This window comes from Pseudoruegeria sp. SHC-113 (assembly GCF_025376885.1).
Taxonomy (GTDB): Bacteria; Pseudomonadota; Alphaproteobacteria; order Rhodobacterales; family Rhodobacteraceae; genus Pseudoruegeria.
On record NZ_JAHUBR010000001.1, the window covers coordinates 1,727,088 to 1,747,762 of the forward strand.

Here is a 20,675-nt window from a genome sequence, read left to right on the forward strand (position 1 = left end):
CCCGACCCGCCCGTCACGCCAGAGGCGTGCTACCCGCACGACGGCGGGCGCTTCGCTTCCGCCCCGGTTCGGGCGCTGCCCTTCGTTCTTAAACACCGATGTACCGCTCCGTCACCTCCGGCCCCAGCTCCGCCATCGCGCCGGACCACACGCTTTCCCCCCGGCTCAGCACCACGGCCTGATCGCAGATGCTGGCCAGCTCTTTCAGGGATTTGTCCACGATCAACAGGCTCAAGCCCCCCTCGCGGCGCAGCTGCCCCAAGGCCTCCCAGATCTCGGCACGGATCAGGGGCGCGAGGCCTTCCGTGGCCTCATCGAGGATCAGCAGGCGCGGGTTCGTCATGAGAGCGCGGCCGATGGCGAGCATCTGCTGCTCCCCGCCCGAAAGCGTTGCGGCGCGCTGGCCCATGCGCTCGGCAAGGCGGGGAAAGAGCCCGTGCACTCGCGCCAGATCCCAATGGCCGCGCCGTGCGGCGGCGATCAGGTTCTCGCGGACGGTCAGATCGGCAAAGCAACGGCGGCCTTCCGGCACCAGCCCGATCCCCAGCCGTGCAGCCTTGTGGCTGGGCAGACGGGCCAGATCCTGCCCGGCAAAGCGCAGGCGGCCTGCGGCGGGCAACATCCGGCAGATCGCCTTCACGGTGGTGGATTTCCCCATCCCGTTGCGCCCCATCAGCGCCAGCGCTTCGCCCTCCGCCAGCGCTAGATCCACGCCAAACAGCGCCTGCGTCTGGCCATAGGCGGCGGTGACGCCGGATAGCTCCAGCAGGCTCATGCCTCTTCCCCCAGATAGGCCGCGCGGACTTCAGCGTTGGCGCGGATCTCCTCCACGGTGCCGGTTGCGATGATGCGGCCGTACACCAACACGCTGATGCGGTCGGCCAGCGCGAAAACGGCGTCCATATCGTGCTCCACCAGCAGGATCGGGGCCTCATGGCGAAGCCCGTCAAGCATCGCGGTGAGCCGCTGGCTGCCCTCGGTGCCCAGCCCGGCCATGGGCTCGTCCATCAGGAAGGCCTTGGGCGCAAGCGTGAGCGCCACGGCCACCTCCAACTGGCGGCGCTGGCCGTGGGAGAGCGTGGCGACCACGCGGTGCGCCTCGGACAGCAGGCCGACGCGTTCCAGCGCGGCCTCGGCGCGAAGGCGCAAATCCCGATCCGCGCTGACGGACCGCCAGAAGCGCCAGGGCGAGCCAGCCGCCCCCACCGCGCCAAGCAGCACGTTCTGCAGCACGGTATCTTCCATCGCCAGCGCGGAAATCTGGAAGGTCCGCGCCAGCCCTTTCCGCGCCCGCAGGCGCGGGGGCAGGGCGGTGACGTCCTCGCCAAGCAGTTCCACGGTGCCCTGATCCGGCGCAAGGCTGCCGCTAATCTGCGCGATAAGCGTGGATTTCCCGGCCCCGTTGGGGCCGATCACCGCATGGATTTCGCCCGCGCGCAGATCGAGCGAGATGGCGTCCGACGCCACAACAGCGCCAAAGCGCTTGGTGAGGCCACGGGTTTCCAGCAGGGTCGTCATGCGCCGCCCTCCCGCTTGGTGAGCAGCCCGATGAGGCCTCCACGCCCGAACAGCACGATAGCAAGAAGCATGCCGCCAAGATAGATCAGCCAGTACTCGGACAGCCCGCCGAGCCAGTGCTCCAACAGCACGAAAGTGGCCGCGCCGACGACGGGGCCAAAGAGCCGCCCGGTGCCGCCGATGATGATGAAGACGATCAACTCGCCGCTCATCTGCCAGGAAAACATCGTCGGGCTGACGAAGCGGTTGAGATCGGCAAACAGCGCGCCCGCAAGCCCGGTGATCGCGCCGGAAATCACGAAGGCGACCAGTTTCAGCCGGGTTGGATCGAGCCCGACCGTTTCCACCCGCGCAGGCGTCTGGCGCGCGGCGTTGAGCGCCAGCCCGAAGGGTGCGCGCATCAGCTTGGCAGTGGCGAAGAGAACTGCGCAGAGGATCGCAAGGCAGAGGCCGTAGAACTGGATCGGGTCAAGCGTGTTGAGCCCCGGAAAATCGTTGCGGATGTAGATCGATAACCCGTCTTCGCCGCCGTAAGCCGCCCAGCTGATGGTGAAGAAGTAAAACATCTGCCCGAAGGCCAGCGTGATCATGATGAAGTAAACGCCCGCCGTGCGCAGGGAGAGCAAGCCGATCACCAGCGCGGCGAAGGCGGAGGTGATCACGGCCACAAGCCAGATCACCGGCATGGATTTCGTGCCTTCGATCAGGACGGGCCATTCGGTGAGCGCCGTGTAACTCTGCGCGTGGTGGGCAAGGATGCCCATGGCGTAGCCGCCGATGCCGAAGAAGGCAGCGTGGCCAAGGCTTACGAGCCCTCCGATCCCGAGCGCGATGTTCAGGCCGGCAGCGGCCAGCGCGAAGATCACCGCACGGGTGGCCAGCGTGATGGTGAAAGGTTCGTCCGCCACATAGGCCCAGAGCGGCACGGCGATGAATCCGGCGAGGATCAGCAGGTTCAGGTGGCGCTCGGCAATCATGCGCGACTCCCGAACAGGCCCGTGGGGCGGAAGATCAGCACCGCGCCCATCAGGATGTAGATCAGCATGGAGGCCAGCGAGGCCCCGGCGGAGGTGGCGGTGGCGGGATCCATGAAGAGCTTGAACAGTTCGGGCAGGAAGATGCCGCCGAGCGTGTCCGTCAGCCCCACCAGCAGCGCCCCGATGAAAGCGCCCTTGATCGAGCCGATACCGCCGATCACGATCACGACGAAGGCCAGGATCAGCACCGGCTCGCCCATGCCGACCTGTACCGACTGGATCGCCCCCACGAGCGCGCCCGCCAGTCCGGCAAGTGCTGCGCCAAGGGCGAAGATCAACGTGTAAAGCCTTGAAATATCGACGCCAAGGGCGGCGATCATCTCACGATCGTTCTCGCCCGCGCGGATCTGGATGCCGATGCGGGTGCGGGTGATCAGCAGGCCCAGCCCTCCCGCTACCAGCAGGCCGATGCCGATGAGCGCAAGGCGGCAGAGCGGATACTGGATGCCGCCCGGCAGGGTGACGGGGCCGGAGAGCGCGGCAGGTACGTCCAGAAACAGCGGAAAGGAGCCGAAGAGCCAGCGCGTGCCTTCCGAGAAGATCAGGATCAGCGCGAAGGTGGCGAGCACCTGATCGAGGTGATCGCGCGCGTAAAGCCTTCGGATCACGAGGATTTCCACCAGCGCGCCGGCCATAGCGGCGGCGGTGAGCGCGGCCATGAGCCCCAGCGCGAAAGAGCCCGTCGCCCCGGCCACGGCAGCCGCCGCGAAAGCGCCGACCATGTAAAGCGAGCCATGGGCGAGGTTGATCAGGCCCATGACGCCGAAAATCAGCGTCAGGCCGGCCGCCATCAGAAACAGCATAACGCCGAACTGCAGCCCGTTCAGGATCTGCTCGGCCAGAAGAAGTGGGGTCATGTCAGGGCGTCAGTTGGGGGGAGCCGGGCGCGGGGCCCGGCTCCGGTCAGCTTACATCTTGCACTCGGCTGCGTAGGCGTCGGCGTGATCTTCAAGCGCCACCCCGATGATCTTGTTGGTGTAGACGTCACCTTCCTTGATCACTTCGCGCGCGTAGATCGTCTGGATCGGGTGGTGGTTCGGGCCGAACTTGAAACCGCCTCGGGTGGAGGCGAAATCAGCCGCTTCCAGTGCCGCGCGGAAAGCGTCGGCGTCCGAGACATCGGCGGCTGCGACGGCCGAGATCAGCAGGTTTGCGGTGTCAAAGCCCTGGCTCGCGTAGAGCGAGGGCAGACGGCCGTATTCGGCTTCAAAGCTGGCGACGAAGGCCGTGTTGGCCTCGTTGTCCAGATCCTTGCTCCACTGAGAGGTGTTCACCACGCCGAGCGCGGCATCGCCCACTGCCTGCAGGATGCCCTGATCAAAGGAGAAGGCGGGGCCGACGACGGGGATCTCCACGCCGCTGTCGGCATATTGCTTCAGGAAGCTGATGCCCATGCCGCCGGGCAGGAAGAAGAAGACGCTGTCAGCGCCCGAGGCCCGGATCTGGGCAATCTCTGCGGCGTAATCGGTCTGGCCGAGCTGGGTGTAGACCTCGCCCGCCAGTTCGCCTTCAAAGAAGCGCTTGTAGCCGGTGAGCGCGTCCTGACCGGCCGGGTAGTTCGGCGCGAGGATGAAGCTGTTCTTGTAACCGGCGGAATTCGCGTAAGATCCTGCGGCTTCATGCAGGTTGTCGTTCTGCCATGCGACGTTGAAGTAATTCTCGTGGCAGCCCTTGCCGGCCAGCGCGGAAGGCCCTGCGTTGGGCGAGAGGTAGAACTTGCCCTGCGCGGTGGCGGCGGGCACCACGGCCATGGCGAGGTTGGACCAGATGATGCCGGTGAGCACATCCACCTTCTCGGACTGGATCATCTTGTCGGCCAGTTGCACGGCCACATCCGGTTTGCGCTGATCGTCTTCGATCACCACTTCGATATCGTCGCGGCCGGATTGCTTGATCGCCAGCATGAAGCCGTCGCGCACGTCGATGCCAAGGCCAGCACCGCCGCCCGACAGCGTGGTGATCATGCCCACTTTCACCTCGGCAAAGGCCGGGGCGGCCAGTGCGGCGATCGCGGCAGACAGCAGCAAGGGTTTCATCGTCATCTTCATCTCCCTGAGGTTCGTCTTTTTGGCTTTGCGACACTTGAGCGCGAAACGCAGGGAAAGGAAAGCCTTTTAGGGCGGCGGGGCTTCGCAGAGGCGGTCCAGTACTTGCGTGTAGCGCGTAATCGCTTCTTGCGCCCTTTGCCGCGCTGCCGTGCGTAGGGCTTCGCGGCCCGCGCTGCCCAGCGGTTGCCGGATCTGCGCCGCGACAGCCGCGAGAAAGCTGCGCCTGTCGGGGCAAAGCGTCACGTCCTCCGGCGAAATCCCCGGCACATCCGTCGCGATCACGGGGAGCCCGTGCGCCCGGTACATCTGCACCTTCAGCGGATTCATATAGGTGGACACCCTGTCGGCCACATGGGGCATCAGCCCGGCGTTGGCCCCGCGAAAGACTTCTGCCGCCTGCTGCTCGGGCAACGGCCCCCAATAGACGGCCTTGGGATGTGCCAGAAGGCGGCTCAGGTCCGAGCCAGCGCGGCTGGCGGAGCCGATCAGGTGCAGGCCGCTGCACGCTTCAAGATCGGCGATTTCGGCCATCAACTGCCAATCTATCCGGTCGTTCATATTGCCGGAGTAAACGAGCTTGCCCGGCTCCGTCCGGGCCTCTGGTGCGGCATCGCCGGTGCCGGGCAGGTACCAGTTCTCGATCACCGACACATCCCGCCGCCCACCGGTGCCGGTATCCAGGAACCCGTTCTGCTCGAAATAAGCCTTGTTGGCGGGGGCATTCACGATGATCTCACCCGCAAGGCGGCTGAGCGCAAGATACTGTGCGCCCATGGTCATCAGGCCGCGCCCGCCCCAGGCAAACTGGTTGTCCACGATGTCCACCGCGAAGCGGAAGCACGACAGGATCGGGTAGGCATGGTGCAGATGTGGCACGACAGGAAAGATCAGGATCCGGGTGTTCTCCGGGGTGAGCCCTTCTTCCGCCAGATAGTGCGTCAGGTTCCGCGGCAGGTCGGCGCCCTGCCTCAGTTCGATCTGGTGTTGCTCGATCCCGAAGCCGTCGCGGCTCAGCCGAAGCGCCTTTTCGCGCAGGCCGGGGGCGATCAGCTTGGCGTCATGGGAGAAGGCGGAGCCATTGCCTTCATAGCTGGTGCGGACATCCTCGCTGCAGAACTCCAGCTGGATCACGCGCGTGTCCGGGTGACGCCGCGCGTAGCCACGGGCGACCTGATCCACCCGCCGCCCATAGAGGCCGCTGTCAAATTGTTTCCAGAGGATCAGCAGGGCAGGCGGGGTAGCCTTGGGGCTGCCTGAGGCCCGGGCTGCCGGGCGGGCGGCGTCTTCCTTCAAGCAGAGAAGCGCCGATGCCGTGGGGCTGGCCTTCTGCGCGGCGGCAGTGAATCCAGCATAGGCGCCGCCAAGGGTGAAGGCCTCGGGCAGGGCCACGGGGGCCTTCGCCTGCACCACGGCGGCAAGGGCCTGGCCGAAACTGTCCCGCCTGAACAGATGCACCCCGGGCGTGCCTTCCAGATCGGCCACGCTTTCGCTGTAGGGCACAAGGGCGGGGCGGCCCGCGGCCAGGGCGTCGCCGATCTTGGACGAGATCTGGTACCGGGTGATCTCCTCGGTATCTGCGCTTTCGGAAGGGAAGCCGGTAAGCAGTGCGTCGAACCCCTGCAGGATCTCGTGCAACTTGGTGTCGGCGATATCGCGCCGGATCGTGACACCGTGGGCGGAAAGCTCTTCGGCCAGGGTTTCGGGCTCGAATATCCCGTAAACATGGAAGGAAATCTCCAACCCCTGCGCCCAGCCCGCGATGCGCAGCGCGCGCGCGGCTTCGACGATGCCCTTGTGCGGGCGCACGGTGCCGATGAACCCTATCTTCAGTGTCGCAGGCTTTGCCCGCTCGCCCGAGCCGCTTTCCTTGTCGCCGGCGGCAAGGGGCGGGCGGGCGGTGGTGGAGCGCGCTTTGCGGGCATGGCGCACGAGTTCGGCACCGTGCAAGTCCGCCAAGGGGCGGCTTGCCGCGGTATGGGCCGTGATCGTCCCGGTCAGGTGGCGCGCAAGCGAGGCCGTATGCCCACCGTAGAGCCTGTCATCCGCGGCGCGGGCCGCGAAATGGGCTTCGTTGTCATCATGGTCGAGGATCAGCCGCGTCTGCGCATCCGCGATCTGGGCGGTCAGTTCGAAGGTCGGATAGCGCGGCTTGCACATCCAGATCGTCGGAAACCGCAGGCCGACCGCCTGCATCAGCCGGTAGGCGGTGCGCCGCTCGGCCCAGGGGATCATCACACGGTCAAACGCGCTGCCCCTGAGCGGCGGCCAAACAGCAGATCCAAATTCCGGCAGGAGATAGCTGAACACCACCGCAGGCCGCCGCTCCTTGAGCGCGTTATAGAGCACAAAAGCCCGCCCCAACGGGTTATGCGCCCCGTCCCAGCAGGTGATCGCAACAGACTCAGGCTGATCGGCGATGGCCTTTGCCGCCATGATCTGGGCGAACAGATCGTGGGTTGCCCCGTCCCGGTCCGCGATCCGCGTGGTCACATGTTTGACGGCTTGCCCGTCAAACACATAAAGCGCGATCTGATCGCCGGTCTTCAGGCCCTCAGCGGAGAAGGCGAAACCCATGTGGCCGGGAATTCCAAGGGCTGTGTTCACATCGGGCCGCGGGCGGGGCCATTCCAGCAAGCGGGCCGGGCGGTCGTTGATCAACAGGATCGGCTGCGCCTCGGGCCGCGCTGTGGCGACCCAGCCTTCGATCGTATCGCCGTCGGTCAGATCGATGTGGCCGAAGGCTTCGCTGCGGCTGTTGGCGGCACGGGGTTTATTCATGACTGGGCCTTGCTGCGCACAGGAATGTTTGGAGGGGCCACGCGAAAGGATGGCTGGGGTGGGACGCGGGGCCTCATGTCAGGCCCAACGTGTCGAGCCTGCGTTCGAATGCGCCAGACACAAGCGCATGGCCGAAGACGAAATGGTCTTCAGCCCCCTCGATGGCTTCGATCTCAACGGTGGGAAGATCGGCGATGGCCTCAGCCTGCGCGCGGTCACAGGCGTTCTGGGCGCCGAAGAACTGGATATGGCGCGCTTGCGAGGCCTCGATCAGCGGGCGCAGGCGGGCGTCCTGCGCTGAAATGCTCTGACGCGCCTTCTGGAGCAACAGGAACTGCGGCGTGTGCAGCGAGCGCGGGATGGTTTCGCTCGCGAAGCCGTACAGATCGGTCGCCCCGGCAAAAGAGAGCACGGCCTCGACATTGGCGAGGTGGCCATAGCGCGCCGCGCCATAGCCCCCGAGCGAGCAGCCGATGTGGATGCGGCGGCTGGAGCCCAGCTGCGTATGGAGCCTGTCCAACCCTAGCAGCGCCTCGGCCTCATCGGCGCCCAGCCCTTCGATCCCTTGGTGAAACATCGCCTTGCGGGTTTCGCGCAGGTAGATGGCGTTCAGGCCGCGCTCCTCAAAGAAACGGTCAAGGAAGCGCATGTTCAGAAAGGAGAAATTGATCCCCGTGCTGCCAAGGAAAACAACAACCGTGGGGCGGCCCGGCCCGGCTTTTACAATCTCAACTGTCTGGCGCGGATCCCCCGTCAGGCGGTGGCTCTGGCCGAGCCCGCACGCGGAAGCATGGGCAACGGTCTTGGCAAAGGAAGCCGCGTAGGGGATCGGTTCCATTGCGAGGCCTCGGGCGATTCTTTGTGCCGTGGCGGTGTCGCTAAGAGCCATGGCCGAGACCGCGTAATGCAAATGATAGCGGGAGTCATGTTCCGGGCCGGGTGGAGACAACAGGCTGTATGCGGTGTGAAAGGCCTGCGGAGCGATACGGGCGCGGTGCAGGAGGAAGGCCAGCATCCAATCGCCGGGATGCGCCGCAATTGCGCCCGGAAAACCATCGGCAACCGCATCGCTCTGCCCGGCCGCCATCTGCAGGCGCAGCAGGTTGCGCACGTGATCGGCACGGGTCGGGTCCGCCGCCTGCAGCCGCTGTGTGAGGGCGATGGCTTCGGTATGGCGGCCCAGTAGGCTCAGCAGTTCGGCATGGAATTGTCGGGTCAGGGGCGATGCGTCCGGCGCGACGTCGGAGCCTGCGGGGTGCATCACATCCAGCACCGCCACAGCGGCCTCCAGATCCCCCGCTTCCACCAGCAGTTTCACCAGCGCCCAGCCGTGACGGGGCAGGCGGGCGGCATCAAACAGGATCCGGTGGCACGCGATCTGATGCGGCAGCTTTTCCTGAGCGGCTGATGTGAGAAGCGCCTCCGACGTGGCGATCAGTTCCCGGCGGTCCAGATCCGCGGCGGCGAGGCGTTTTAGAAGTTCGAGCGCCAATGGGGCCGTGCCGTGGCCGGCCGTCAGAAATCCACCGATCCTTTGTGCCATCCAGCGCGCGACGTCCGGACGCGCAAGCCCGGCAAGAAGCGTTATGCTGGCCAGTTCCCGATCGTCTTCCGCCAACGCCCTGTCAAACATCGGAACAAGGCCGCGCTTCTGTGCAAGCTCATCTGCCAGAACCACGAGATCCGGTAGAGATTTTGTTGCGATTGCTTCCGGCAGGCCGGGCGAATCCGGCACGGATTGGATCTGAGTCTGGTTCTGGCCCAAGGTCCCGGCCTAATGTCTGTACGTATCTGAGTGCCGACCATCATTGCCGATGCTGGCAAAAAACGGTATCAACTCAAGGGTGTGCGATCAACCTCTTTGTCGGTGGGACTGGTGCAGCGGAGGGAAAAAAGCATGCACACGAGGGCAAGAGCAGGCGAAGCCACAGCGGCTGCGCTTTATCGCCGGGCTTGGCGGGCCGAAAAGTGCTGATCGCGCAGGTGGCCTGCCGTGTTTGCCGGATTGAGGGATTGGGCGTTGCCGGTGTAAATATAATGTTTACATCTAGTTGTATGTAGGTTGGAATGGAAGGCAGCTATGGCGATTTCAGGTCGTCTTCGGCAGGAGTGGCAGGAGTTTCTGGTTTGCCTCAATCCCCAACGTGCCTCTCTGGCGCCGAACTGACGGACGCGCCCGGTTCCTTCCTCGCGATGTTTGCGGCGCAGGCGAGGCTGGACGGCGCAGCTGGCCATTCAATCAACCAATGGGGGAGTGATGCCAGGGCGGTTTCTTTTGCCGAACTGGATCGGCACGCCCGTCACATCGCGGCGGCCATGTTGGCCCGCGGATGGCGTGAGCGGCCGGTGATGATTGCGTTGCCTGCTGGCGCAGAATTCGCAGCCTGCTTCCTTGCATGCCTGCGGGCCGGGGCACTCGCCGTGCCTGCACCGCGCCCGCGTTTTCCTGCGCATCGGACACGGTTTTCCGCGATCCGGGCCGCACTCGGGCCAGGTGCGAAGCTCGTGGCCGAGCCGCAGGATTGGGGCTGCGATGCTGCCGTGGCCCCTGACCGTCTGCTCGATGAAGGAGCGGGGCTGCCCTCGGTGCCGGTGGCGCCAGAGCACGTTGACCCCGAGCAGCCCGCCTATCTGCAGTTCGGCTCTGGCACGACGGGTGGTGATGCAGCACTGCGCGGAATCATCGTGAGCCATGGCAATTTGGCGGCCAATGTCGCGCAGATTCGCGCAACCTTCACGCGCCCCGGCGATGTGCGCTGCGTCACGTGGTTGCCGCCGTTTCACGACATGGGGCTTGTCGGCGGTCTGCTCACCCCGCTGGCCCACGGGCTGGAGATCGTCGTTTTGGAACCAGAGGCCTTCATGCGCAGGCCGAAACTCTGGCTGGAGGCGATTTCTGCCGGCGGCACAACAGTCTCGGGTGGGCCTTGTTTTGCCTATGCCCATTGTCTGCGGGGTGTGCCCGAAGGCAGTGTCGCAGGTCTCGATCTCTCCCACTGGCGGCTTGCCTTCTGCGGTGCGGAGCCGATCCGGCGCGGTGTTCTGAACGATTTCGCCCGACGGTTTGCGGGGCAGGGGTTCGCGCCCGAAGCCTTTCTACCGTGCTATGGCCTTGCAGAGGCGACACTGCTGGTAAGCGCGGGTGCGCTGCGCTCCGGCACAGGGGTAGTGCCCGTCGGGTCACCTGCGCCGGGCTGTGAAATCCGGCTGGCGCCGCACCCGGCAGCACCTGAAGGCAGCGGCGAGATCCTCGTGCGCGGGCCGCAGGTCAGCCGCCTGCGCTGGGACGCGGACTCGGCTGGTATCGTTCCCGCCACCAACGATCTGACAGCCGATGGCTGGCTGCGCACCGGCGATGCCGGCCGCATTGTTGATGGTGCGCTTTGTGTGGAGGATCGGCTGAAGGACGTCGTGATCCTGAACGGGGTCAACATCGCGGCGGCGCAGATCGAGGCCCTGGCGGCAGTGCATGCACCGGGCGCGGTGGCTGCCTTTGGTGCTGGGATACCGGAGAAATTGCATGTGGCTGTTGAACTGCCCGGACGCGATCTGGGTGGACCGCAGGAAGCGGCTGTCTGTGCGGCGGTTTCGGGCGCTATTTATTCAGCGACGGGGCTCGTTGCCCGGATTCTGACCGTGACCCGGGGCAGCCTGCCGCGCACCTCCAGCGGCAAGATCCGGCGGGCTGCGGCACGGCAAACTGTCCTGCAGCAGGTTAACACGCCAGAGCGCGCAGAAGCGGAGGCGCAATGACCTTCCTTGAAGCCCCTGTCCGGCTGGCCATGACCGGTGTCTTCGATATGGCCAACTTCGGCGACGCGCTGTTTCCGCTGGTGGCGTCTCATGCACTTTCCGCCTACGGCATCGGCGTGCAGACCGTGGCCCCCACGGCGCAGCGCGTGCCCCTTGCCGATGCCCATCAGCCCATCGGGCTGTCCGCTCTTGACGCGCTGCTGGACGATTCCGACGGGCTTTTGATCGGCGGCGGGCATGTGCTGCATGCCCATCCGCTGGATCTGATGGTGGAGTACCGTGGCCTGCCTGAGGCCGGTTGGGCCGGGCCGGGGCTTTGGCTGGGAGCGGGGGCTTTGGCCGCGCGCAAAGGCCTGCCGGTGATGTTCAACGCGCCGGGCATGCCGCATCCGCTGCCGGGGCGCTGGCATGCGCTGGCGCGCGCCGTAGCGGGCAGCTCCGCCTATCTCGCCCTGCGCGACACCGGCTCCGCAGACCTGCTCGCAAAGGCTTCGGGCCACCGTGCCCTCACCGTGCCCGACACGATCGCCGCCCTGCCGGGGCTCTGGCCGCGCGCATCGCTTGCGCCGCTGGCAAAGGCGTTTCGGCAGCGGGAAGGGATCGCGGCGCAGGAGGCGGTTGTTTGCATCCACGTGCGGGATCGCTCGCTCTCGGGCACCAGCGCGCATGACGTGGCAGAAGGGCTCGATGCCGCCGCCCGCGCCATGGGCGCGCGCCTTGTCCTTTGCGCCCTCGGGCGTGCCCATGAGGATGAGCGCACCGCCGCCGCCATCGCCGACCATATGACAACGCGGCCCATCGTCTATGATCAGCCGCCGAGCCTTCAGGAAATGGCAGCGGTGCTGGCCCATGCCCGCGCCTATCTGGGCGCGTCGCTGCATGGATTCGTCGTGGCCCATGCCTACGGCGTGCCGTCGATGCTTGTTGCGCGGCCGGCCTATCGGAAGTTTTCCGGCTACCTGCAGTGGATCGGCGAACCGGATCTGGCCGTGGGCGATTGGGCGCAGGGGCTGGGCTGGCTCAGACGCGTTGCGCCAGGCGCGCAGGGGGCGGGCATTCCCGCGGCTGTTGACGCAGCGCTCGCCGCCCACTGGCAGCGCATCGCGCAGATCACGCGGCAGACCCGGCACCAAAGAGAACAGGCTGGCAGCCCGGGGCAAACCGCGCAGCAAGCGCCGGTACAGGCTTTTCTCGCGCGCCTCGGGCTCGAACAGGCCGGGATCGAAGACATTATGAAAGCTATCCAGTCTGAAGGGATGCAAAGTTCCGGCCGGGCCGAACCAGGCTCGGCAAGCCCTCACTCCCTTGAGGCGGCAGCCTCCGCATCAGGAGCCCCATCTTGACAGCACAGGCACAGGCACAGACACAGGCACCAGTTCCAGCGGATCTTGCCGCGCGCTTTGGGCGGGAGGGTTACCTCTGCCCGCTGCAGGGCATCGGGTCAGAGCGTGCTGCAGAGGCCACGGCCTGCGTCGCGCGGCTCGAAGCGGCAGGCTCTGGTCGCTTACCCTATTTCCTGCGCGCCAAACCGCACCTTCTGGTGCCGCTCTTCTGGGATATCGTCCATGATCCGGCAATCCTTGCCCCGGTCCGGGCTATTCTGGGCGAGGATCTGCTTTGCTACGGGTCGAGTTTCATCGACAAGCGGCCCGGGGACGGCCAGCACGTGGCCTTCCATCAGGACACCACCTATTGGGGGCTGGCCGAGGATGTGGCCGTCACCGCCTGGATCGCGCTGACGCCAAGCACGCCGGACACGGGCTGTGTCCGAGTTCTGCCCGGCACGCAAGAGCACATCCTGGCCCATACCGACAGCGACGATCCGACAAACATGCTGGGCCGGGGCGAGAAGCTGGCCAGCGACGTAGATGAAAGCCTTGCCGTGGACCTTTGCCTCGCACCGGGCGAGTTCTCACTGCATGACGGGCGGATCATCCATGGCTCCCACCCCAACAGGGGCACGCAGCGGCGTCTTGGCTTCGCGGTGCGCTACATTCCCGCCGGGCTTGGCTTGCGCGAGGGGGCGAAAGGCTCGGCGACGCTCGTCTCGGGACTTGCACCGGCGGCACCGGCGCAGGGGCAGGGGTTTTCGCTGGAGCTGCGCCCCGAGTCTGAGATGGACCCCGCCGCATTACGCCGCCACCGCGCCATATTCCGCGCCGGCATGGAAACGATCATGCGGCCCCGTTCTGAAGGAGAGCCGACATGACCCCGCCCCCCGCATCCCTGCCCGAAGCGGCCCGTGCCGACGCTGCCAGCCTGCAGGCGTTCTACGCCCGCGAGGGCTATCTTTCGCCCCTGCGCGTCTTGCCGGATGGCGAAGCCGCCGGGCTACTCGCCCGGCTTCAGGCCTTTGAAGCCAGTCGGCCCGGAGGGCTGCCGCAAGCTTTCAACGCCAAGGTGCACCTGCTGTTTCCCTGGCTCTGGGATCTGGTCTGCGATCCTCGCGTGCTGGCCCCCGTCACGGCCGTGCTCGGGCCCGATGTGCTTTGCTGGGCCTCGAGCTTCTTTTCCAAGGCTCCCGGCACAGAGACGGAAGTGCCCTGGCATCAGGACGGCACCTATTGGGGGCTGACCGAGCCGCGCGCGCTGACGGCCTGGATTGCCTTTACCCCTTCGACCGCGGCCAACGGCGGCATGCAGCTTGTGCCGCGCAGCCACACCACGGCCTTACCCCACGTCCGCACCGCCAACCGCAACAGCATGCTACCAGCCCGAGAGGAGGTCTCGGTGCCGATCCCGCGCGATGAGGTTTTGCAGGTGGAGCTGGCACCCGGAGAGATGTCGCTGCATCACGTGATGGCGTTGCACGGCTCCGAGCGCAACCGCTCCGACAGCGCGCGGGTGGGCTTTGCCGTGCGCTACATTGCGGGCGATCTGCGGCAGGCCAATGGCGCGAAGCCGGGAGCGACCCTTGTGGCCGGGCTCGATCATGGAACCTTCGAGATGGAGCAGCGCCCCGCCGCTGATCTGGATCCGGAGGCGGTGCAGCGGTACTACGCGATGCTCCGCAAGATGGCACAGGCCGTTTTTCCGGAGCGCAACAAGGGCAGGTGAGCGGCGGTCAAATGCACAGCGCGGGCAGAGCTTAAACGCTCATGCCGCGATCAAGCGTTCCGGTGCGGGCGTCGTAGATCCAGCCCCGCTGCGCCACCTTGCGCAGAGGCTTGCCGCGCAGGCGCATATAGGATCGGGAAGCCGCCTTCAGCGCGGCGACGGCCGCATCCCGGCCTGCGGTGGTGGTGCCGCCGTGGATCTGGTGGAACGTCGCCTCGCCGCTCACACGGATCAGTTGCGCCCCGGCGAGCGCATTGGCCCTCAGGAATACATCGGGGTTGGCCGCGCCGCCCCCGGCCTCATCGAAGCCGGGATCGAATCCGCCAAGGCGCTGCCAATCGTCGGCCTTCAGGAACAGGGCGTTTGATTCCAGCATCGGGTCGGTGATCTGCCGCGTTTCGGGAAAGGAGACGGCAAAGAGATCGGCCGCGGGATCGGGCCAACCGGCCTGCGCCAACAGCGCGTCCTCGGTGGCCCTGTCGTAGCCGTCCTGAGCGCTGATGGCCTGCCAGTTCGGCCCCAGTTGCCGGTTGGGCAGGGCAATCACCGGATGGGCATGGCACTGCGCCGCGTCATGGGCGGCCCGCAGCAAGCCGGGCGAGGCCATGCGCGCGCCGTCGATGAAGGCCCCGACAAGCGGAGCGCGGGCAAGGCTGAGGGCTTCGTTCAGCGCACCGACGGGCGAGGGCACACAGATTGAAGCCCGCCGCAGAAGTGGGGCGGGCTGCATCGCAGGCAGGTCTGGCAGCCTGTCCGATCCATTGTCGATCACGATGATTTCGTAGCTGAGATCTTCAACCCCGCGTTGAAACGCCCGCGACAGGGACATCAGCGTGCGTGGCAGTTCCCTTGCCATTTGCCAGCAGGTGATGGCAAGGCTCAGATCAGGCCTGTTCACGCCGGCGTGCCGGCCTCGGACCCAGTCTGTGCGTGCTGTTTGACGAAATGGGCGGCGAAAGCGGCGATGGACGGGTTTTCATACAGCTCAAGCGGATCAATGGCGACGCGGAACTCCTCTTCCATCAGCCCGGCCATGATCACGGCTTCCACGCTGTCGAGCCCGAGGATGTCGAAGGTGGCGTCGGCTTCAATGGTCTCGGCCTCGCAATCCAGCACGGAGGCGATATAGGAGATCATCCATTCCTTGACGCGTTTTTCCATCATCTCTACCCCTTGAAACAAAATGCACTTTAACGACGAACGACGGGGATTCAATGGGGGATTCATATGGAGAGTTCAGATAAGGGATCCCATCGTGTGGAGGCGCCTGTTGGCGCGTTGCCCCTGGTTGCGTGCCCCCCCGAAGTGCTGGCGAAGGGCTGTTGGCGGCTCAGCCGCCAGGCCGATGTCATGGCGGTTCTCAAATCGGAAAACGTCGGGGTGGATCTGTCAGAATTCCGCGCCCTGGACCGCATGGAACAGGCGTTGGGAAAGGACTTCTCCGGGATCCGCCGTCTGCAGTCCCTGACCATTCTTCTCAACGGGAGCGCCCATGCGGCGGGGCGAAAACGTGCGGCCGAATACGTTCGGGCCTTTCAGTCCAAAGTGCCGGATGTTCTGGAGGAATTGCACGCTAAGGCTGAAAAGGGTTTTGCTGCAAGGGAAGGCGAGGTGGATGTCATTTCCGGGCTTCTGGAACCGGTTCTCGATACATGGCGTGCCCGTGTCGTGGGCGGGAGCCGGGCCAATAATACCGCCGCGCGGATGGCGGCGGAGGCTTGCACGCTTTTGCTCTCGGGCAGCCTAACGCGCACCGGCCCGGCACGGGCGGAAGCCGCCGCGCAGGCGGCGCTGTTGGCCTATGAGCGGCTTCCGGGCCACCCGGGTGACGATGAACCGGAAGCGGTCGGAGCGCTTATTGTGGTGCACGGGCTCGCGATGGATACGTTGCAGGGGCTTCTGGCCAATACCTTGCTGCTCCTGTCTCAGGCCCCCGCTTTGCAGGACAGGCTGCGCACCCAAGGCCAAGTGACGGAATCTGAGATGACGGAAATCGAGCGACTGTGTAGTTCGGTCCGCTGTGTCAACCGGATCGTAGAGGGCGATGGCCTTTCGTTATGCGGGCACAGCTTTGCCGCAGGCAGCCGCTTTGCGCTCGATCTGGTTGCGGCAAACCGGGATCCGCTGGCGTGGCAGGCGCCGGAGGTGTTCACCCCCGCCCGCTTTGAGACGGAGCGCGCGGCGGCCAATCTTTGTTTCGGGCAGGGCGCGCACCGCTGCCTTGGTGTGGCGCTCACCCGGCGTTTCGTACCGGCCTTCCTGAGCAGTCTCCTTGCCCATGTGCACATCGCACCGGCGCAAACCCCGCCCGTCTGGTCGCCAAACTGGATGCTGCATGCGCCGGCCCGCCTGCCGCTGCGCCTGATCCCTCTTTGATGTCTCAGCCCCGGACCTGACTGCATGACCCTGCCCCAATCCCCCGCCTCCACGCCGCGCCGGCTTCTGATCCTCGGCTTTTCCAACGTCGCCTCGACGCTTGGCTTCTCGGTGCCGCTCGCGGAGCGCCTGCAAGTTGAAGTGCCCGGGCTGAGCGTCGAGCGGCTTGGTCTTGGCGCGCTGCAACCGGCTGTTGTTCCTGCCTTTCTTGCCGAGGCCGATGCCCAACTAGGCCCCTTCACAGACGTGCTGCTTGAGATCAACACATCGGGCTTTGCGCTGCATCCTCTGGCCACGGAGGCCCGCGCGCGGGAGATCCTTCTGGATTGCCTACGCAGCGTCACAGACATCGGCGCTCGCCCCTGCCTGCTGCTGCACCACCGGGACATGCAGGGCAAGGCGGTGCTGGATTTCAACGCGATCACGCGGGATCTGGCCGCGGCCTGCGGCGTGCCCGTGATCGATCTGGCCGAGGGGCTGGCCACCGCGCTTGGCCCTGCCTATGGCCCTGAGCGGATGCGGGCGCTCTTCAAAGACGTGACCCACACCACCGAGGAGGGCACCGCCTGGATGGCGGAAGAAGTGGCGCGGGCCTATGCGCCGCGCCTGCGCGCGCCGCTTCCGGCCCTGCCGCAGGTGCCCCTGCCGGCCTTCCGCCGCAGGTTCCTCGATCTGACTCCCTTTCTGCCGGAGGGGATGGCACCTGCGCCGCAGGTGTTTTCGGCCCTCAGCCTGCCGTATCTCTTCCTGCCCGAAGGCGTGGGCGTCGAGATTGATCTGCCAGCCATTCCCCATGCCATGGCGCTCTGCTTTCTGTACCACGCCAACGGCGGGCGGTCGGCGCTGGATCTGTGGGACGGCGCGCAGGGCAGGGGCACGGCCACGCTTGTCAGCAAGGATCACGTTTCCCATTTCCGGCGCATCGGCGCCCATGCCTTCGATTTCTTCCGCGGGCAGCGCCTTGCGCGGATCGGAATCGGGCCACTTTCGCCGATGCCGGAGGTGGCGCTCAGAAGTACCGCCGATACCGGCCCGTCAGGCGCCTACATCGGGCCGCTGATCGAGAAACGCCCGGTGCCCGAGCTTTAAGGGCACCTAGCGCCGGTGCAGCACCCAGCTTTGGCGGCTGTCTTCGATCTCGTAGCCATGATCACGGGCAAAAGCCTTGATATGGCGCTGCATCACCATTTCCCCCGTGTCATCGGGCCAGAGCCAATCGTCCCCGCACAGAAGCGCGTCCGGAAACAAGGCATGGGCGGCGTCGAGATCTTCGCGGTGCTTGAAGGCGTCGATGTAGATCATCTGCAGCGGGATCCCCCGCATCGCAAGGTAGCTGAGCGCTTCGGGCGAGAAGCGCCGCACCGGGATGAAACGATCCTTGTAGAGCCGCAGGTTGTTCATGGCGGTGGCGAAATTGCCGTAGCGGCGCAAAAGCCACGTGATGCGCGCCACCTCGGCATCGGGCAGATGCGCCACATGGCGCGACATGCTGGGATCGGCGGCCATTTGCTCCACGTAGCTTGCCCAGCTGTTTTCCCACGGGTCCACGCCGATCACCGTCAGATCGGGCTTGGCTTGCAGCCAGTGCAGCGAGGAGCCGCCAAGGAAGCAGCCCACCTCCACCATCAGCGTGATGTCATTGTCGTGGATGGCTTTCAGGATGATTTCCCGCCCGCCGTCGCCGTTGCAATCCAGCGCCAGGTGGAAGGGCGCGTGATCCCCATAGGGGAAATCCGGCCAGGGATTGTCGCGGCGCAGGTTGTCGAGCCCGCCATGCTGGGGCCGTGTGGCCGTGCCTTGTGCGTTGTCTGAGCCGGACGCGCTGACCAGCGTTGTGCGCGGGGCAGGCGTAGCAGGCGTAGGCGCGGGGGCCGCCGGGGCAGCGGGGGCCTGTGTCTGTGCCTGAACCTGAATCTGCGCCCGCTGGGCGGCAATTTCCACTGCGGGCGGCGTGCCGCCCTTGCGGTAGTGAAAGATGCTGTGCGAGGAAATCCCGCGCCAGGCGACCGTCGGGATAACCGCGCTGCGCAGGGCGTCGCGGTCGAAGAGGTCCGTCAGCTCGATCAGGTGTTTGTCATCGCCCCACACGCGCTTCAGCATCTGCGTCAGGCTCTCGCTGCCGAAAATCCGGTAGTGATCTTCCTGCCCGAAACGCCGGAGGCGCTCGGCCTCGGTGAGGGTGGGATCCAGATCTTCGGCCGTTTCCGTGCCCCGGATCGGCACCGAGAAGAAATGCAGCCCGCCGGGGGCAAGAATGCGATCCAGCTCCCGCAGCGTGGCCTCCACGTCGCAGGGGATATGTTCCAGCACGTGGGAGTGCAGGATCAGATCGTAGCTGGCATCGGGAATCGCGGCGAGGTCGGAGCAGAGATCGAGCTTGCGCACCTGAACGATCTGGCTCTTGTAGCGCTCCACATCCACATCGGTGGCATGGTGGGCCTCGCCTGAGAGCTCCTTGAACCGCCGCGCGAGGCCCATTTCAGGGGCCATGTGCAGCACGCGCTTGCCCGCTTCGAAGCCGTCAAGCTTTTCCAGCAGCATCCACATCATCCGGTTGCGTTCTACTGCGCGGCAGCCGCTGCAGCGCGCGTTCACGCGGCCGTTGAAATCCTCGAACTGATCGCCCTTGCAGATCGGACATTTCAGGGCGGGCAGCGCGGGGGCGGCATGGGCGTGGCCTGTTGTCAGGCGAGGGGGTGCAGCCACCGGTGCCGGCACGCTTTGCGGGCGAGAGGCAGGGGCGGTGGACTGGCCGAAAGCGGGCGGACGGCGGTTGCCGCTGCCGGCGATCTTGCGCATGACAAACGTGGCGTTGTGGTGGCAGGGGGCAACGGCCCCGCCGCGGCGCACCACCGAAAGCCTGCCGCCGAGCCCGGCGATCAGATCGGAGAGGTCCGCGCCGTAATCCGTGTAGACAAGGCATTTCGAGCCATCGCCCGAATTGTGGTAGCGCGCGGGCTTGATGTGGATTTCCTCCCCGTTCTCCATTGCGACACGCGCCGTTGTACGGTCGGGGAAAGGAAAATCATTGGGAATCGAAAACAGGTGGATGCCGCCGGGGCGGAGCACGCGCAGGGTTTCGGCGAAGGCGGCGCGGATGTCGAAGAGATGCTCCATCACATCGCTGCTGATAATCAGATCGAAACTGTCGTCTTCGAAGGTCAGTTGCGTCAGATCTTCGTTGCGCACGCCCTCCGGCGTCATCTCACCAAGGGCGAGGTCGGGCCAGAAATAGGATTGCGTGTAGTGCGGCAGCCCCTTGAGGTGGCGTACGAAGGGGCCGCGCAGGGCGGGTTCGAAAATCGCCACGCCATCCATGGCACCGCTCTGCGCCAGTTGCCGCAGCGAAAGCGCCTGTCCGCGGCCGAACTCATCCAGAATGATGCTGGCCTGATCGCGCCATCTCTGGGTGAATCCGCAGCTTGGGCAAGCGAAGGCTTCGCGCAGGGAACGCTCCGGTCCACGATGAAATGTACCGGAAGCTCCGCAGACGGAACATGTTCCTTCAAAAGAGATTTCTGCCATTTCTGCTCTGCTGTCCCCTGCCAGACCCACGGCCGGACCGGCCTGAAGGGCTAAACCCATAGGTTGTTTTGCTGTGCTGTTTGCACGCCGTCAGGACGCTACCTGCCGCTCGCCCAAAAGCCAAGTCTCCATGCCACCCCGAGGGGCTCGGGCAGCACGGGAAGGGCTGTTCCTTCTAGGACTGTTCTGCGTCGGCCTTCCGGGCGAGGTGGATCATGTGGCGGGCAAAGGCCCATGTGGCGGGCAGGGCGATGAGCGCGCCGAGCAGGATGGAGGTTGTGGTGGAGAGCACCGGCAGCCCGATCCATGAGCCCAAGAGCGAGGCAAAGAAGACATTCACCGCCATTGCGCCCGCGCCCAAGGGGTAGAGCGCGAGGGTGAGGCGCGTTGTGGGCGAGAGGCTCATCGCCGCGCCACCACGCGGGCCACCACGGCAAGTGCTGCGATCAGGGCGATGCAGGCAAGGCCGAACCAGAATTCCGCCGTGGCCGATTGCGCGTTCGGGGTGGGGCGGTCAAAGCCTTCTGCCAGCGCAGGCGCGGCGGTGAGCAGGGCGAGAAGGGCGGGAGCGAAGCGTGTCATG

General features: G+C 65.7%; 18 protein-coding genes. 6 read left to right on the forward strand and 12 right to left on the reverse strand.

Annotated features, from left to right (window positions below):
• Positions 1 to 88 precede the first annotated feature (88 nt).
• The 7 genes from KVX96_RS08610 to KVX96_RS08640 all read right to left on the reverse strand — a co-directional run bounded on the left by KVX96_RS08610 (position 89) and on the right by KVX96_RS08640 (position 9,014).
• The gene (locus KVX96_RS08610) at positions 89 to 775 is read right to left on the reverse strand and encodes an ABC transporter ATP-binding protein (RefSeq protein WP_261193965.1); all 687 of its coding nucleotides are present in this window, start codon (positions 773 to 775) and stop codon (positions 89 to 91) included.
• Complete coding sequence (locus KVX96_RS08615; RefSeq protein ID WP_261193966.1) at positions 772 to 1,518, reverse strand: ABC transporter ATP-binding protein; 747 nt, start codon at positions 1,516 to 1,518, stop codon at positions 772 to 774. Before KVX96_RS08615 ends, KVX96_RS08610 begins: the two co-directional genes overlap by 4 nt.
• Positions 1,515 to 2,495 (reverse strand): branched-chain amino acid ABC transporter permease, encoded by a 981-nt coding sequence (locus tag KVX96_RS08620; RefSeq protein ID WP_261193967.1) that lies wholly within the window; start codon positions 2,493 to 2,495, stop codon positions 1,515 to 1,517. The genes KVX96_RS08615 and KVX96_RS08620 overlap by 4 nt, the downstream gene beginning before the upstream one ends.
• Positions 2,492 to 3,412: a branched-chain amino acid ABC transporter permease gene (locus KVX96_RS08625; RefSeq protein WP_261193969.1), complete on the reverse strand. Its 921-nt coding sequence runs from the start codon at positions 3,410 to 3,412 to the stop codon at positions 2,492 to 2,494. The genes KVX96_RS08620 and KVX96_RS08625 overlap by 4 nt, the downstream gene beginning before the upstream one ends.
• 51 nt (positions 3,413 to 3,463) lie before the next feature.
• The gene (locus KVX96_RS08630; protein ID WP_261193971.1) at positions 3,464 to 4,597 is read right to left on the reverse strand and encodes an ABC transporter substrate-binding protein; all 1,134 of its coding nucleotides are present in this window, start codon (positions 4,595 to 4,597) and stop codon (positions 3,464 to 3,466) included.
• Between the two features lie 72 nt (positions 4,598 to 4,669).
• A complete protein-coding gene (locus KVX96_RS08635; protein ID WP_261193972.1) occupies positions 4,670 to 7,381 on the reverse strand; it encodes a glycosyltransferase in 2,712 nt (903 codons plus the stop codon).
• Positions 7,382 to 7,454: 73 nt separating this feature from the next.
• Complete coding sequence (locus tag KVX96_RS08640) at positions 7,455 to 9,014, reverse strand: hypothetical protein (RefSeq protein ID WP_261193973.1); 1,560 nt, start codon at positions 9,012 to 9,014, stop codon at positions 7,455 to 7,457.
• A gap of 434 nt (positions 9,015 to 9,448) precedes the next feature.
• Between KVX96_RS08640 and KVX96_RS08645 the strand changes: the two genes are divergently transcribed.
• The 4 genes from KVX96_RS08645 to KVX96_RS08660 are packed head-to-tail and all read left to right on the forward strand — an operon-like array spanning position 9,449 to position 14,191.
• On the forward strand, positions 9,449 to 11,134 hold the full coding sequence (locus tag KVX96_RS08645; protein ID WP_261193974.1) for an AMP-binding protein: 1,686 nt from the start codon (positions 9,449 to 9,451) through the stop codon (positions 11,132 to 11,134).
• Entirely contained in the window at positions 11,131 to 12,477 is a 1,347-nt protein-coding gene (locus KVX96_RS08650) for a polysaccharide pyruvyl transferase family protein (RefSeq protein ID WP_261193975.1), read from the forward strand. The genes KVX96_RS08645 and KVX96_RS08650 overlap by 4 nt, the downstream gene beginning before the upstream one ends.
• Complete coding sequence (locus KVX96_RS08655; protein WP_261193976.1) at positions 12,474 to 13,343, forward strand: phytanoyl-CoA dioxygenase family protein; 870 nt, start codon at positions 12,474 to 12,476, stop codon at positions 13,341 to 13,343. Before KVX96_RS08650 ends, KVX96_RS08655 begins: the two co-directional genes overlap by 4 nt.
• Positions 13,340 to 14,191, forward strand: a complete 852-nt coding sequence (locus KVX96_RS08660) for a phytanoyl-CoA dioxygenase family protein (protein WP_261193977.1) — start codon at positions 13,340 to 13,342, stop codon at positions 14,189 to 14,191. The genes KVX96_RS08655 and KVX96_RS08660 overlap by 4 nt, the downstream gene beginning before the upstream one ends.
• A 31-nt stretch (positions 14,192 to 14,222) precedes the next feature.
• On the opposite strand, the gene KVX96_RS08665 is transcribed toward KVX96_RS08660, so the two are convergent.
• Together KVX96_RS08665 and KVX96_RS08670 are read right to left on the reverse strand one after the other, a co-directional pair.
• Positions 14,223 to 15,047: a glycosyltransferase family 2 protein gene (locus KVX96_RS08665; RefSeq protein ID WP_261193978.1), complete on the reverse strand. Its 825-nt coding sequence runs from the start codon at positions 15,045 to 15,047 to the stop codon at positions 14,223 to 14,225.
• Between the two features lie 38 nt (positions 15,048 to 15,085).
• Positions 15,086 to 15,355, reverse strand: a complete 270-nt coding sequence (locus tag KVX96_RS08670; protein WP_261193979.1) for an acyl carrier protein — start codon at positions 15,353 to 15,355, stop codon at positions 15,086 to 15,088.
• A 186-nt stretch (positions 15,356 to 15,541) separates the two neighbouring features.
• Here KVX96_RS08670 and KVX96_RS08675 point away from each other — a divergent pair, with 186 nt between their 5' ends.
• Together KVX96_RS08675 and KVX96_RS08680 are read left to right on the forward strand one after the other, a co-directional pair.
• The gene (locus KVX96_RS08675; protein WP_261193980.1) at positions 15,542 to 16,567 is read left to right on the forward strand and encodes a cytochrome P450; all 1,026 of its coding nucleotides are present in this window, start codon (positions 15,542 to 15,544) and stop codon (positions 16,565 to 16,567) included.
• 24 nt (positions 16,568 to 16,591) lie between these two features.
• A complete protein-coding gene (locus KVX96_RS08680) occupies positions 16,592 to 17,656 on the forward strand; it encodes a hypothetical protein (protein ID WP_261193982.1) in 1,065 nt (354 codons plus the stop codon).
• 6 nt (positions 17,657 to 17,662) lie between these two features.
• Here the strand turns inward: KVX96_RS08680 and KVX96_RS08685 are convergent, their stop codons facing one another.
• From KVX96_RS08685 to KVX96_RS08695, 3 genes are all read right to left on the reverse strand, one after another.
• A complete protein-coding gene (locus KVX96_RS08685) occupies positions 17,663 to 19,885 on the reverse strand; it encodes a class I SAM-dependent methyltransferase (protein ID WP_261193983.1) in 2,223 nt (740 codons plus the stop codon).
• 382 nt (positions 19,886 to 20,267) lie between these two features.
• The gene (locus KVX96_RS08690) at positions 20,268 to 20,498 is read right to left on the reverse strand and encodes an NnrT protein (protein ID WP_261193984.1); all 231 of its coding nucleotides are present in this window, start codon (positions 20,496 to 20,498) and stop codon (positions 20,268 to 20,270) included.
• Positions 20,495 to 20,674 carry a protein NnrT gene (locus tag KVX96_RS08695; protein ID WP_261193985.1) on the reverse strand — a complete coding sequence of 60 codons (180 nt, stop codon included), beginning with the start codon at positions 20,672 to 20,674 and terminating at the stop codon, positions 20,495 to 20,497. The genes KVX96_RS08690 and KVX96_RS08695 overlap by 4 nt, the downstream gene beginning before the upstream one ends.
• Position 20,675 lies beyond the last annotated feature (1 nt).

Bases quoted from the DNA above. Each gene is read 5' to 3' on its own strand.
- KVX96_RS08610 (WP_261193965.1), bottom strand. From the start codon at position 775: ATGAGCCTGCTGGAGCTATCCGGCGTCACCGCCGCCTATGGCCAGACG.
- KVX96_RS08615 (WP_261193966.1), bottom strand. From the start codon at position 1,518: ATGACGACCCTGCTGGAAACCCGTGGCCTCACCAAGCGCTTTGGCGCT.
- KVX96_RS08620 (WP_261193967.1), bottom strand. From the start codon at position 2,495: ATGATTGCCGAGCGCCACCTGAACCTGCTGATCCTCGCCGGATTCATC.
- KVX96_RS08625 (WP_261193969.1), bottom strand. From the start codon at position 3,412: ATGACCCCACTTCTTCTGGCCGAGCAGATCCTGAACGGGCTGCAGTTC.
- KVX96_RS08630 (WP_261193971.1), bottom strand. From the start codon at position 4,597: ATGACGATGAAACCCTTGCTGCTGTCTGCCGCGATCGCCGCACTGGCC.
- KVX96_RS08635 (WP_261193972.1), bottom strand. From the start codon at position 7,381: ATGAATAAACCCCGTGCCGCCAACAGCCGCAGCGAAGCCTTCGGCCAC.
- KVX96_RS08640 (WP_261193973.1), bottom strand. From the start codon at position 9,014: ATGTTTGACAGGGCGTTGGCGGAAGACGATCGGGAACTGGCCAGCATA.
- KVX96_RS08645 (WP_261193974.1), top strand. From the start codon at position 9,449: ATGGAAGGCAGCTATGGCGATTTCAGGTCGTCTTCGGCAGGAGTGGCA.
- KVX96_RS08650 (WP_261193975.1), top strand. From the start codon at position 11,131: ATGACCTTCCTTGAAGCCCCTGTCCGGCTGGCCATGACCGGTGTCTTC.
- KVX96_RS08660 (WP_261193977.1), top strand. From the start codon at position 13,340: ATGACCCCGCCCCCCGCATCCCTGCCCGAAGCGGCCCGTGCCGACGCT.
- KVX96_RS08665 (WP_261193978.1), bottom strand. From the start codon at position 15,047: ATGGCAAGGGAACTGCCACGCACGCTGATGTCCCTGTCGCGGGCGTTT.
- KVX96_RS08670 (WP_261193979.1), bottom strand. From the start codon at position 15,355: ATGATGGAAAAACGCGTCAAGGAATGGATGATCTCCTATATCGCCTCC.
- KVX96_RS08675 (WP_261193980.1), top strand. From the start codon at position 15,542: ATGGCGGTTCTCAAATCGGAAAACGTCGGGGTGGATCTGTCAGAATTC.
- KVX96_RS08680 (WP_261193982.1), top strand. From the start codon at position 16,592: ATGACCCTGCCCCAATCCCCCGCCTCCACGCCGCGCCGGCTTCTGATC.
- KVX96_RS08685 (WP_261193983.1), bottom strand. From the start codon at position 19,885: ATGGATGGCGTGGCGATTTTCGAACCCGCCCTGCGCGGCCCCTTCGTA.
- KVX96_RS08690 (WP_261193984.1), bottom strand. From the start codon at position 20,498: ATGAGCCTCTCGCCCACAACGCGCCTCACCCTCGCGCTCTACCCCTTG.
- KVX96_RS08695 (WP_261193985.1), bottom strand. From the start codon at position 20,674: ATGACACGCTTCGCTCCCGCCCTTCTCGCCCTGCTCACCGCCGCGCCT.